We start from the raw sequence: 12,671 nt of genomic DNA, 5'->3' as shown, positions 1-12,671 counted from the left end.
GTTATTCTTTGTTGGTAACTTGTTATCGCTTTAGTCGCGTAATACCGATAATCTTTACAATAGCAAAAAATTTAACCAATAGAGGATCTCATAATGAGAGAACAAGATCAAGACTGGACACCATCAAGAGTAGTAGGTGAGATTAAAATTCGAGGTGGAAATTTAAGAGCTCTTTCACGTTCAAGTGGTTTACAGGCTGATACTTTACGTAATGCATTATATCGACATTGTCCTAAATATGAACGTATTATCTCTGAATATTTACAAGTACCTGTTGAGCAAATTTGGCCATCTAGATACGAAAAGAAGGTTAAAAAATAAGTTACAATTGTATTACTGAGTAGAAAAAGACGCCTAAGATAGGCGTCTTACGTTTTATTTCTTAGCTTGTTCTGCTGCTTTAACGATTGCTGCAAATGCATCAACTTTTAATGAAGCACCACCAACCAAAGCACCATCAATATCCGGTTGTGTAAATAGTTCAGCTGCATTTTTATCATTAACTGAACCACCATATTGAATGATTACTTGTTCAGCTACAGCTGCATCTTGTTTAGCAATATGATCACGGATAAATTTGTGAACAGCTTGTGCTTGAGCAGGAGTTGCAGATTTTCCTGTACCGATTGCCCAAACTGGTTCATAAGCAATTACCGCACCGTTAAATGCTTGTACACCTAATGCATTAATGACAGCATCGATTTGACGAGCACATACTGCTTGAGTTTGGCCAGCTTCGTTCTCAGCTTCAGTTTCACCAATACAAAGTACTGGTACTAAACCTGCTTCTTTTAATACACCAAATTTTTGCGCAATAAATTCATCAGATTCTTTGTGATAAGTACGACGTTCAGAATGTCCAATAATAACGTGAGTTACGCCGATTTCTTTTAACATAGTTGCTGATACTTCACCAGTATAAGCACCAGAAAGATGAATACCGACATCTTGAGCGCCTAAAAGAATGTTTGAGCCACCTAATTGGTGTGCTACAAAATCTAAATAAACGCTAGGCGGTGCAATTGCAATGCCACAGTTGGCATCTGTTGATAGCTCATTTCTTAATCCTGTGACTAAGTCTTTTGCCATACCGATACTACCATTGAGTTTCCAGTTACCCATAACGAGAGGTTTTCGCATATTTTTCTCCAACTTAAAATTTAAAAAGGTGTTGATTTCAGAATGAATTGGTTATAATACTACTTATTATACACCAAATAAATTGAGCTTGAGGAAAAATATGTCATTAGAAATATTGAATCAATTAGAAACTAGAATTCAAAACACTGTTAACACCATTAATACATTGCAACAAGAGATCGCTAGATTAAAACAAGGCAATCAAGAACTTGAGCAATTAATTAATGATAGTTCTGATGAAATGAAAGCATTACGTGATGAAAATGAAAAATTAAAACAAGACCAACAAATTTGGCAGCAACGGATTCAAACTCTTTTAAATAAAATTGGTGAAATTACCCAGTAAGCGATTTAATCGATTTTAAACGCGACTTATGTCGCGTTTCTTTTATGACGAACCAATATGTGAAAATTAAATTAAAATGCGTGAAAAGCTAAAATCTTTATGGCTTACTGAAACTATTCATTTAATTGAGTCACAATCTGGACGCTTTGCTGATCAAGATATTAATCGGCAAGTTAAAGCTATGTCAACATCTTTGGTTAATCGTATTGTTATGCGAGCTACCTTATTATCTAAACAAAATGGTTTATATTTGGCACAAAAAGTCATGTTGCGCTCAATTAAGCTCTCATTTTTGCTATTATTGTTTTTATCGCTTTTTATCGGTAGCTCGTTGACATTTGGCGCATTGAGTCAAAATCCAATCAATTTATATTGGGCGTTATTCAGTTTATTGGGTGTTCATTTTATTACGCTAATTATCTGGCTTTGTTCAATGTTATTTTTTTCTCGGTTTGGTGGTAGCTTATTAATTCACTGTTGGTTATGGATAGCAGAAAAACTTTACCAAAAAAAGACCGTGCAACAACTTGTTCCCGCTTTTGTTTCATTAGTTGGTTATCGAATTCGTTGGTTATTAGGTTTTGTTCTTAATCTGTTTTGGACAGTTATTTTGACTAGCGCTTTAATCGTTTTGTTAGTACTTTTTTCTACACAACATTATAGTTTTGAATGGAAAACAACTTTATTAAGTGCGGATTCAATTATCCAATTGACTCATTATTTAGGTTATTTACCTTCTTGGTTTGGATTTTCTATTCCAAAAGATGAAGTGATTAAACTTAGTGAACATGCATTAAGTGCTGGTGATATTCGTTCTTCATGGGCGATATGGCTGATTGGCGTTTTTATTTTTTATGGCTTAATTGTCCGTTTATTTCTAATGATTTCTTGTGGTGTCATCTGGATGCTAAGTAGTCGTAAAATTAAATTAAATTTAGATGATCCAGATTATCAAATACTAGCACGACAATTGCAGCCATTAGTCACTAATGTAGAAGATGAAGATAAATTAGGTGAAATTAGATGGCAATTGCCGATTTCGCAAATTGAAGAAGTACATGGTATCTATTTGGTTGCAGTGGACATCGTTGACAGTTGGAAACCGGCAACTATTGTTCCGTTCTATGGATTTCTCAATACCCGTGAACAACGGATTGCTATATTAGATCATTTGCAACTAAAACCGGCGAAAAAATTATTAATTGCCATCGATACTGATCGAGCACCTGATCGAGGATTATTGAACTTTATTCAACAGTTAATTAATAAATCACAGCAATCTCGGATATGGTTTATTAATCAAGGAAAGCAATTTCATAATTGGCAATCGTTATCTTTACCATTAGCTAATCCTAATTGGTTAGAGCAGGATAATTAATATGATAACTTCATTGAAATTAGCGATAGTTGGCCATGCAAATTTTGGTAAAACATCACTTTTACGAGCATTATCGTACAATAGTCATTTTGGTGATGTTTCAGATAAACCAGGCACCACAAGACACGTCGAGTCGATTAAGTTGCCGTTGGCTAATGATACTGACATCACTTTTTATGATACTCCTGGTTTTGAAGATAGTTTGGCGCTTTATGATTATATAACACAACTTTTACCAGCAAATACTAAGCTTGATGGTATCGATAAATTAACGAATTTTTTACAAAGTCCAGAGGCTGAAAACCTTTTTAATCAAGAAGCAAAAGTCATTAGACAAGTGTTAAATTGTGATGCAGCTATTTATGTCATCGATGTGAGAGAGCCTGTGCTACCTAAATATCACGATGAATTAGCCATCTTAGCGAATAGTGATAAACCCATTCTTGCTGTCCTTAACTTCACTTCAACTAAAGAACAAAACGAAAAGGAATGGAAAAGATTGCTTTCAAGAATGGGGATCCATGCTATCATTGGGTTCGACGCTATGTTTCCACCCATAGATGGTGAGGAAAAATTATACAAAAGTTTAGCTTTATTAATTGAACCAGCTAAAAAAATATTGGATAATTGGTTAGATAATATTACGAGGATTCGTGAATCGCGTAATCATACAGCAAATAAGCTTATTGCCGAAGCATTGGTTGATGTGACTGCTTTTTATAAAATGGCAAAATCGGATGATAATCAAGCTGTAACTGATATGCAAAATAAAGTCAGGTTACGTGAACAAAAAGTAATTAACGATTTATTGCAACTATATCAATTTGATTCAACTCAAGAGAGTGAAGAGAATCTACCTTTAATTAAAGGTAGATATAATGCTGATTTGTTTAACTTAGATGCGTTGAAATTGATGGGTATGCATTTGACCAAAGGATTTGTGTCTGGCGCAACTATCGGAGCTAGTATTGATTTAGCTACCGGTGGATTATCCTTTGGTTCAGCTGCGTTAATTGGCGCTGCGGTGGGTAGTTTGATGCAAACTGCAAAGCATTATGGATCTAGAATGCGCTATCAGTTTTCTGGATATAGTAAATTAAGTGTTGATGATGTGATTATTTGTTTTCTTTCTTTACGATTAGTTCAACTAAAAGAGAGTCTAAATTATCGCAGCCACGCGAACACCAGCCCGATTAGGTTATCTAGATTAGATAAAAACGAGTGGCAAAAAGGTGTGTTACCTAAAAGTCTAAAGGTAGCGAGACGTTATTCGCAGTGGTCGACTTTAAATAAAGGATCAAAAAGAAATGATAAAAAAAGACAGTCGGTTATTAATCAAGTTGCGCAACAATTGCAGCAGTGTTAGAAAACGATGTTTAGTAATTTCACTTATTTTTTCTCTGTTTGTATTGTTTGGTTGTAGTAGTAGTCAGGGGCAAGTAGCTGTAAATAAATCAGATCCAGTTATTTTGGCAAAAATCGATCAACATTATAAAAAATGGAAAAAAACCCCATATCGTTATGGTGGGACGACTTTAGCCGGTAGTGATTGTTCTGCTTTAGTCATGAATTTCTACAAAAATAGATTGGCAAAAACGCTACCAAGAAGTGCTGCTGAACAAGCTAAATTAGGTTATAAAGTTACCACCCCTAAAGCTGGTGATTTAGTATTTTTTAAAACTGGCCGTAGTCGAAGTGGTTTGCATGTTGGCATCTATTATGCTGATGGTAAATTCCTACATGCTTCGACATCAAAAGGTGTTATTTTCTCTAATTTAAAAGAAGATTATTGGAAAAAACATTATTGGATGACTCGTCGGGTAATTGATACTAAAGTTAAATAAAATTTTGACTCACTGATATGAAATATATTCAGTGAGTCTTTGTTTCCTTTCCTTAGTTTTTCCAATTTTATATCTGTGATTTTTCTCTTAAACCATATAACACATTGGCAACATACAACATTTCGCCAGGTGTTCCCAATGATATTCGGCACCAGTTGGTAGCTGGATTAAAATCACGTCCTATTAATATAAAATTTTTCTTCATTAATTCACGATATTGTCCCAACTCAATAGGGCTCTTATGAAAGATAAAGTTTGTTTCTGATTTAAGATAGTGTAATCCTAATTCTGACAATACTTTTTCCATAATATTACGTGATACATCAGTTGCTTTCTTTGAGTAGGTCAAAAATTGATTATCATCGATTGATGCAAGAGCTGCACAAACTCCACAGTAATTCAGTTTTTCACCTGCTACATACTGACCAATATTTTTGATATTATCTGGCGAACTGACAACATAACCGACTCGCAAACCTGCCATAGCATGAATTTTTGAAAAAGTTTTCAGTAAAATAATATTGCTATAACCTTGAAAAATTAAACTATCAACAGAACGGAATACCGGATCATTGACAAACTCGGCATAAGCTTCATCAATAATAAATAATGTATTTTTAGGCTTACTTGTTATCCACGATTCAACTTCTTTGTAACCAATTACCGTAGATGTAGGATTGTTCGGATTTACTAGATAAACAATCGAAAATCCTTGATGATTTTCAACCGCTTTGCGCAAACCGTTAATATCAATTTGCCAATCTTTTAATGAAGGAACTTTAGTTATTTTCAAATTAAAAGTTTTAGCGAAATGCTCCCCATCACCATAAGTCAATTCTGGAATAACTAGTTGAGTGTTAGGATTTATATGAGCAGCAATGGCACTACGAATACCCTCAGATGATCCTGCTGTTAATAAAATATGTCCCTCGCTAACATTATGATACTGTGCTAATCTTTTACTCAATAGCAGTATTTCAGCTTTAGCATATCGATTAGCTTTCGGAACTGCATCTATAGCTGCTTGTTTGGCTGTTCCCGACATACCTATGGCATTTTCATTAAAGTTGAGTCTAACTGGATTATCTAGACTAGGTGTAACAGCTGTATCCATTACCGGAAGTGAGAATGAAATCGTTTTTTGTAACTCGCTAGCATAGGCTTTAGATAATAATTGATTTACAGATAACCCAGCAATAGCTGCAGTAGAAAAACCCAATAATGTTCTACGACTAATGTTTAAATTTGTTACCATAATTCACCTCACGTTCAGTCCGCTTTTACAAATATAAAATACAGCAAGATTCATACCAATTTAATAAACAAATAGAAATAACTGATATCAAATTGATAAAATTAAAGATTGGTGAATTTATGATGTTTGAATACTAATTAGCTAGATTGAAAAGCGCACTAATTTAGTTCGGATTTGCACTGCATTATATCAATGTTTAAGATCATTGCTACTATTAATGAATATACGAACAATGATCTTAAGACCTCATAACTAAGACTATTTTTGCCTGATAGTTACTTTGTTATTAACTATCTGCTGGTGTTTCAATATCAGAATAGGTTGCCAGCATTTGCAAGAATTTATATTTAGAATTTACCATTTTAGTTGATTGCTCATGTAAAGTATTGGCAATAACTGGTTCAAGTGTTTCTAAACGACGGAAACGTTGCTCTTTAAGTAAAATATCCGTTAATGATTGACTGTTTGGTGCTTTAGAGTCTAACACTAAACCTGGTTTTCCTTCTTGCATGCGGCGTGGATCATAACGATATAGCGGCCAGAAACCAGATTTAACTAAATCTTTCATCTGTTCATGAGATTTAGATAAGTCGTAACCATGTTCTTCACAAGGGCTATAAGCAATAACCAGAGAAGGGCCATCATAAGCTTCGGCTTCTTGTAATGCTTTAAGTGTTTGGTTCAATTGCGAACCTAAAGCAACTTGAGCGACATAAACGTGGCCATACATCATTACACTGACCCCAAGATCTTTACGAGCTTTATGTTTACCTAAATCTGCAAATTTGGATACAGCTCCCATCGGTGTTGCTTTAGATTGCTGTCCTCCTGTATTCGAGTAGCATTGGGTATCGAGCACTAAGATGTTAACGTTTTCGGTTAAACTCATTACATGATCGAGTCCACCAAAGCCAATATCATAAGCCCAACCATCACCACCAATAGCCCATACTGATTTATCAATCAGATAATTAGCATCTTGCATTAACTCCTTAGCTTCTGCTGAAGTTAAATGCGCTAATTGTTGACGTAATAAATTAACTTGAGTTCGTTTTTCATCAATTGATAAATCTGGTGATTGTAAATTAATAACAATCTCTGGCGAAATCTCACCGGCAACATGTTCAAGCAAACGTAATGCTCGTTTTTTATGTTGATCATAAGTAATACGATAACCAAGTGCAAATTCGGCATTATCTTCAAATAGTGAATTTGCCCAAGCCGGTCCACGGCCATTGCGATCGGTTGTATATGGTGAAGAAGGTAAATTACCACCATAAATTGACGAGCAACCCGTTGCATTAGCAATAGCGAGATGATCACCATATAATTGGGTTAGTAGTTTGATGTATGGTGTTTCACCACAACCGGCACAAGCACCAGAATATTCAAATAAAGGTGTTAATAGTTGTGATGTACGTACATCAATTCGTTCTAGCGTTTTGATTTCCCGATCAGGAAGGTCGGTGAAATAATTATAATTAGCACGCTGAGTTTCTAAATTGTCAATTCGTGAACGCATGTTAATGGCTTTAACATCAAAGTTATTACGGTCACGTGAAGGACAAACTTCAACACATAAATTACATCCGGTACAATCTTCAGGTGCAACTTGTAAAACATAACGTTGACCTTTCATATCTCGAGCTTTTACTTCAAGTGAGCTTAGTGATTCTGGTGCATTGATCATATCTTCTGGTTCAACAACTTTTGCTCGAATGGCTGCATGCGGACAAGCAACTGCACAATGGTTACATTGAGTACAAAGTTCAGGTTGCCAGATTGGTATTTCTTCAGCAATATTACGTTTTTCCCATTTGGTGGTGCCAACTGGCCATGTTCCATCGGGTGGAAAGGCTGAAACAGGTAAACTATCACCTAAGCCAGCTAACATAGTTGCAGTGACCATTTTAACAAAATCAGGGGCGTTGCTTGGCACAACTGGCGGACGTGATGAACTACTTTCATCCACGCAACTTAATGGAATTTGCTCAAGAGATGCAATGGCTAAATCGAGTGCTTTCCAGTTATTTTCAACAATATCTTGTCCTTTACTGCTGTAACTTTTGGCAATAACTTCTTTTAGCTGTGAAATGCTAAAGTCATTTTTAAATATTTCTGATAAATGGAAGAATGCAGCTTGCATGACCGTATTAATTCTTGCACCTAAATTACATTCTCGAGCAATTTTAGCTGCATTAATAATATAAAAATGTGCTTTTTTCTTAATTAATTGAATTTGCACTTCTTTAGGTAATCTATGCCAAACTTCATCCTTACTATAAGGTGTATTTAGTAAGAAAATACCATCATCTTTTAATCTTTCAACTATTTGATATTTGTCGATAAACTGATCTTGATGACAACCGATAAAATGGGCACTGGTTATCAAATATGGTGAATCTATTGGTTCAAGGTTAACTCGAAGATGAGACGTGGTTAAACCACCTGCTTTTTTCGAATCGTAAACAAAATAACCTTGTACATAAAATGGTGAACTATCACCAATGATTTTGATATTATTTTTGGTCGCTGAAACCGTACCATCACTGCCTAAACCATAAAATAGTGCTTCAAGTGCTGATTTTTGTGGGATGGATTTTTCTGGTAATGGTAGTGACAAGCCGGTTATATCGTCATAAATACCAACGGTAAAGCGAGGTTTAGGTTTCTCTGTTGTTAGTTCATTAAAAATAGCTAATACACAGCGAGGATCGAACTCTTTCGATGATAAACCATAACGACCACCAATAATTTGCGGTAAATGGTTTCGTTCGCCACGTGAAAAACTCTCAGCAAAGGCTGTCATTACATCTAGATAAAGAGGTTCAGCTTGTGCACCTGGTTCTTTGGTTCGATCTAGCACTGCGATTTTTTTCGCAGTTTGCGGAATAACGTCAAGTAGATGAGTTGCTGAAAATGGTCGGAATAATCTTACGATAACGACACCAACTTTTTCATCATTTTTAATCAGATGATCAACAACTTCCTTCGTTGTGCTGACACCGGAGCCCATAATGACAATGATACGCTCAGCATCTTTTGCGCCATAATATTCGAAAGGTTGATACTTCCTACCTGTCTCTTTTTCAAAGGCTTGCATAGCATCTGCAACATGATTGAAGGTATTCTCATAATATGGATTAACTGCTTCACGGCACTGGAAATAGGTATCAGGATTAGCTGATGTACCACGAATAACTGGATTATCAGGCGTTAAGGCGCGGTGGCGAAAAGCATCAATAGCTTGATGGGGAAGCAAATTACGAATCTGTTCATCACTGATTGGATAAATTTTATTTACCTCGTGTGAAGTTCTAAAACCATCAAAAAAATGAATAAATGGCACTCTACTATTGAGTGTTGCAATTTGCGAAATTAAGGCTAAATCTTGTGCTTCTTGTACCGAGCTAGAACACAACATGGCAAAACCAGTTTGCCTGACAGACATAACATCAGAATGATCACCAAAAATAGACAAGGCATGAGTTGCAACAGTACGGGCGGCAACATGTAATACAAATGGTGTTAATTCCCCAGCTATTTTATATAGCGAAGGAATCATTAATAACAGCCCTTGCGATGAAGTAAATGATGTTGCTAATGCTCCAGTCATTAATGCACCGTGTACAGTTGATATTGCTCCCGCTTCCGATTGCATTTCAACAACTTTAGGTGTATCACCAAAAACATTGGGTTTGTTGAACTCCGCCCACGAGCTAGCTTGTTCAGCCATAGATGAACTTGGCGTTATTGGATAAATAGCAATGACTTCGTTTGCACGATATGCGACAGATGACACCGCACTATTAGCATCTGATATGATCATTAAAAAACCTTGTATCTTAGAGTATTATGACATTACTTAGTTATAATAATTTTGCATATTGTACCAGAAACTAAGATAGCTTTTAGTTATTTTTGAGTTAAATTTTTGGCTAACTATACGTTTTTAGTAAAAATAAATAAGGAAGGGTATTGGTATAGAAAAACATAAGACGCAAATATTAGGTTGATACTGCAAGGAATTTTTTTGAAGATTCTTATATCGATGATTTTTGTCCAGTAATATTAGCTGATTAGTTACAATTACTAGACAAAAATTGATATTGTATATATTACTGAATAACAACTCGTTCAGTTGATGAAGAGTGTTTTATTTCGCCAAGTAACCAAGCTTTTTCACCATGCTGATTAAGTAAATTAATTGCTTGTTCGGCTAACTGTTTTGGTAAAGCGATGATTAAACCTACTCCACAATTGAAAGTACGGTACATTTCATGACGGCTTACATTACCTGCTTGTTGTAACCAATTAAAGATGGCCGGCCATTGCCAACTAGATTCATCAATAACAGCTTGAGTGTTATCAGGTAAAACTCGTGGAATGTTTTCCCAAAAACCACCGCCAGTAATGTGTGCAATAGCATGAACATCGATTTTTGAAATCAAATCAAGTACTGATTTTACATAAATCTTAGTTGGCGCAAGTAAGTGATCTGCTAATGGTTTTCCGTCTAATTGTTCTGTTGCTGGATTAACACCACTAACTTCGATAATTTTACGTACTAATGAATAACCATTTGAATGCGCACCACTTGATGCAAGGGCAATTAGTGCATCGCCATCTTGAACTTTACTACCATCAATCATTTCTGATTTTTCAACTACACCGACACAAAAGCCCGCTAAGTCATAATCATCGCCATGATACATACCAGGCATTTCTGCAGTTTCACCGCCAACCAATGCACACCCAGATTGTTTACAACCTTCCGCAATACCTGTAACAACTGTCGCTGCAACATCAACATTTAATTTGCCAGTAGCATAATAGTCGAGGAAAAATAAAGGCTCAGCTCCTTGAACAATTAAATCATTAACGCACATAGCAACCAAATCAATACCAATTGATTCATGGCGATTTAAATCCATTGCAAGGCGTAATTTAGTGCCAACACCATCAGTACCTGAAACTAAAATAGGTTGTTTATATTTTTCCGGAATTGCACATAATGCACCAAAACCACCAAGTCCACCCATAACTTCAGGACGTTTGGTCTCTTTTACGACAGATTTAATACGATTAACCAATTCATTGCCAGCATCGATATCGACACCAGCATCTTTATAGCTAAGAGATTTATTATTTGACACGGGGAGCAGTCCTTTCAATAGAAAAAATTGCTTGTTATTTTAGCAAGGATGAAATTTATTGGCGACTAATTATTGTTAAAATAATTTCTTGATTATCAAGATTCGCTATTTTCGAACCAACTTTCTAAAATAATAATTGCCGAAGTCGCATCAACATGGCCTTTTTCAAGGGCTCGGTAGCCACGTGAAGCAAAGATGTGTGATTTTGCTTCAACGGTTGATAACCGTTCATCTTGTAAATGAACTTGATAGCCAAACATTCCATGCAGGCGGTTAGCAAATTTGCGTGCTCTTGCGGTTAACGGTTGCTCTGTGCCATCCATATTTAGTGGCAATCCTACCACTAAATAATCAGGTTTCCATTCATTAAGTACTTTTTCTATTGACTGCCAATTAGGGATGCCATCTCGAGCTTTGAATGAACAAAGTGGATTCGCAGTCTTGGTTATATCTTGACCGATAGCTGCGCCGATGCTCGCTGTACCAAAATCAAATGCAATGATGGTAGCCATAATTTATGCGTTACCCATTTGAGGTGAAATCATTTTAATATTAATGCCCAATGATTCAGCTGCTTTCTGCCAACGATCTTCAATAGCTACCTCGAAGATAATTGCAGGATCAACATTGGTAACTAACCAATCATTTTTTGCTACTTCACTTTCAAGTTGTAATGATTGCCAACTTGAATAACCTAATGCTAAGAAAAGATCTTTTGGTTGTTCTGGTGAGCCAATAGACTTTAATGCATCAAGAGATGTGGTAATCATGATATCATCAGAAATTTTTATACTTGAAGCAAACCCTTGATGAGGAGTATGAAGAATAAATCCTTGCTCTTCAGCAAGCGGGCCGCCACAAAACACTGGGTGTTCAAGTTCAGCACAACTTTTTGATGCGGTTATTTCTAAACGGGATAATACCGTTTCTACGTTGAGATCAACAATGGGTTTATTAATAATAATCCCCATTGCACCATCACGATTATGTTCACAAATATATATTACTGAACGACTAAAAATTGAGTCATTAACAGTAGGCATGGCTATAATAAAATGATTTTTTAAATTCATATGCTCACATTGTCGTTAAATTTATAATGCACATTTACCTATTTTGACTTTATGTTCAACATTACAGCGCATTAATATTTCAGGATGATTGGTTTCTTCATTAATTGATTCACCAACAATTTCAAAATTTTGTGATAAATAAAAGTTAATTGCATCACTATTTTGTTTGTAAACATGTACCATTAATTCGTTATGACGTTGTTTGGCCTTTTCAACTAATGCTGCCCCCGTACCTTGATGACGAGAATTTTTTTCAACATATAAACCTGAGATATAGTTTTCAGTTAGGCCAATAAAACCAACAACAACGCCGTTGATATCTTGAACATATATTGTTGACATTGGGATCAACATCTTGACTAATTCAAAGTTTTGTTTAAAAAACTCAGGATCGATAAAATTATGTGCTTGTTCATTACCTTGAAGCCAAATTGTCATTATGGCATCTAAATCTTTTGCTTGATATTCTCTAATCATTT

12 protein-coding genes are annotated in these 12,671 nt (G+C 35.5%); 5 read left to right on the top strand and 7 right to left on the bottom strand.

Features of this window, described 5'->3' with window-relative positions; all coding sequences use genetic code 11:
* The first annotated feature begins 93 nt into the window (after positions 1-93).
* Complete coding sequence (locus H3T54_RS06650; RefSeq protein WP_110448113.1) at positions 94-321, top strand: helix-turn-helix domain-containing protein; 228 nt, start codon at positions 94-96, stop codon at positions 319-321.
* A gap of 54 nt (positions 322-375) precedes the next feature.
* Here the strand turns inward: H3T54_RS06650 and tpiA are convergent, their stop codons facing one another.
* Positions 376-1,140 (bottom strand): triose-phosphate isomerase, encoded by a 765-nt coding sequence (gene tpiA, locus H3T54_RS06645; protein WP_110448112.1) that lies wholly within the window; start codon positions 1,138-1,140, stop codon positions 376-378.
* A 100-nt stretch (positions 1,141-1,240) separates the two neighbouring features.
* Here tpiA and zapB point away from each other — a divergent pair, with 100 nt between their 5' ends.
* The 4 genes from zapB (at position 1,241) to H3T54_RS06625 (ending at position 4,708) form a co-directional block, all read left to right on the top strand.
* On the top strand, positions 1,241-1,486 hold the full coding sequence (gene zapB, locus H3T54_RS06640; RefSeq protein ID WP_110448111.1) for a cell division protein ZapB: 246 nt from the start codon (positions 1,241-1,243) through the stop codon (positions 1,484-1,486).
* Between the two features lie 76 nt (positions 1,487-1,562).
* Positions 1,563-2,864: a DUF2868 domain-containing protein gene (locus tag H3T54_RS06635; RefSeq protein WP_198221601.1), complete on the top strand. Its 1,302-nt coding sequence runs from the start codon at positions 1,563-1,565 to the stop codon at positions 2,862-2,864.
* Position 2,865: 1 nt separating this feature from the next.
* Positions 2,866-4,230: a DUF3482 domain-containing protein gene (locus tag H3T54_RS06630; RefSeq protein WP_198221599.1), complete on the top strand. Its 1,365-nt coding sequence runs from the start codon at positions 2,866-2,868 to the stop codon at positions 4,228-4,230.
* Positions 4,172-4,708 (top strand): C40 family peptidase, encoded by a 537-nt coding sequence (locus H3T54_RS06625; RefSeq protein WP_110448108.1) that lies wholly within the window; start codon positions 4,172-4,174, stop codon positions 4,706-4,708. Before H3T54_RS06630 ends, H3T54_RS06625 begins: the two co-directional genes overlap by 59 nt.
* 67 nt (positions 4,709-4,775) lie before the next feature.
* Here the strand turns inward: H3T54_RS06625 and H3T54_RS06620 are convergent, their stop codons facing one another.
* The 6 genes from H3T54_RS06620 to H3T54_RS06595 all read right to left on the bottom strand — a co-directional run bounded on the left by H3T54_RS06620 (position 4,776) and on the right by H3T54_RS06595 (position 12,669).
* The gene (locus tag H3T54_RS06620) at positions 4,776-5,963 is read right to left on the bottom strand and encodes a histidinol-phosphate transaminase (protein WP_198221597.1); all 1,188 of its coding nucleotides are present in this window, start codon (positions 5,961-5,963) and stop codon (positions 4,776-4,778) included.
* 286 nt (positions 5,964-6,249) lie between these two features.
* Complete coding sequence (nifJ, locus tag H3T54_RS06615; RefSeq protein WP_198221595.1) at positions 6,250-9,792, bottom strand: pyruvate:ferredoxin (flavodoxin) oxidoreductase; 3,543 nt, start codon at positions 9,790-9,792, stop codon at positions 6,250-6,252.
* Positions 9,793-10,081: 289 nt separating this feature from the next.
* Positions 10,082-11,119, bottom strand: a complete 1,038-nt coding sequence (purM, locus tag H3T54_RS06610; RefSeq protein ID WP_110448105.1) for a phosphoribosylformylglycinamidine cyclo-ligase — start codon at positions 11,117-11,119, stop codon at positions 10,082-10,084.
* Between the two features lie 95 nt (positions 11,120-11,214).
* Positions 11,215-11,631, bottom strand: coding sequence for a Holliday junction resolvase RuvX (gene ruvX, locus H3T54_RS06605; RefSeq protein ID WP_232351535.1), 417 nt, complete (start codon positions 11,629-11,631; stop codon positions 11,215-11,217).
* Between the two features lie 3 nt (positions 11,632-11,634).
* Positions 11,635-12,192 (bottom strand): YqgE/AlgH family protein, encoded by a 558-nt coding sequence (locus tag H3T54_RS06600; RefSeq protein ID WP_198221593.1) that lies wholly within the window; start codon positions 12,190-12,192, stop codon positions 11,635-11,637.
* A 21-nt stretch (positions 12,193-12,213) separates the two neighbouring features.
* Positions 12,214-12,669, bottom strand: a complete 456-nt coding sequence (locus H3T54_RS06595; protein ID WP_110448102.1) for a GNAT family N-acetyltransferase — start codon at positions 12,667-12,669, stop codon at positions 12,214-12,216.
* Between the last annotated feature and the right edge of the window lie 2 nt (positions 12,670-12,671).

It is taken from the genome of Gilliamella sp. B14384G10 (assembly GCF_016101685.1).
Taxonomy (GTDB): Bacteria; Pseudomonadota; Gammaproteobacteria; order Enterobacterales; family Orbaceae; genus Gilliamella; species Gilliamella apis_A.
Note: the sequence above shows the minus strand (reverse complement) of the source record. Positions and strands in the feature narration are given on the sequence as shown.

What these genes read in the sequence shown, in the direction of transcription:
- H3T54_RS06650 (WP_110448113.1), top strand. Translation starts at nt 94, where the DNA reads ATGAGAGAACAAGATCAAGACTGGACACCATCAAGAGTAGTAGGTGAG.
- tpiA (WP_110448112.1), bottom strand. Translation starts at nt 1,140, where the DNA reads ATGCGAAAACCTCTCGTTATGGGTAACTGGAAACTCAATGGTAGTATC.
- zapB (WP_110448111.1), top strand. Translation starts at nt 1,241, where the DNA reads ATGTCATTAGAAATATTGAATCAATTAGAAACTAGAATTCAAAACACT.
- H3T54_RS06635 (WP_198221601.1), top strand. Translation starts at nt 1,563, where the DNA reads ATGCGTGAAAAGCTAAAATCTTTATGGCTTACTGAAACTATTCATTTA.
- H3T54_RS06630 (WP_198221599.1), top strand. Translation starts at nt 2,866, where the DNA reads ATGATAACTTCATTGAAATTAGCGATAGTTGGCCATGCAAATTTTGGT.
- H3T54_RS06625 (WP_110448108.1), top strand. Translation starts at nt 4,172, where the DNA reads ATGATAAAAAAAGACAGTCGGTTATTAATCAAGTTGCGCAACAATTGC.
- H3T54_RS06620 (WP_198221597.1), bottom strand. Translation starts at nt 5,963, where the DNA reads ATGGTAACAAATTTAAACATTAGTCGTAGAACATTATTGGGTTTTTCT.
- nifJ (WP_198221595.1), bottom strand. Translation starts at nt 9,792, where the DNA reads ATGATCATATCAGATGCTAATAGTGCGGTGTCATCTGTCGCATATCGT.
- ruvX (WP_232351535.1), bottom strand. Translation starts at nt 11,631, where the DNA reads ATGGCTACCATCATTGCATTTGATTTTGGTACAGCGAGCATCGGCGCA.
- H3T54_RS06600 (WP_198221593.1), bottom strand. Translation starts at nt 12,192, where the DNA reads ATGAATTTAAAAAATCATTTTATTATAGCCATGCCTACTGTTAATGAC.
- H3T54_RS06595 (WP_110448102.1), bottom strand. Translation starts at nt 12,669, where the DNA reads ATGATTAGAGAATATCAAGCAAAAGATTTAGATGCCATAATGACAATT.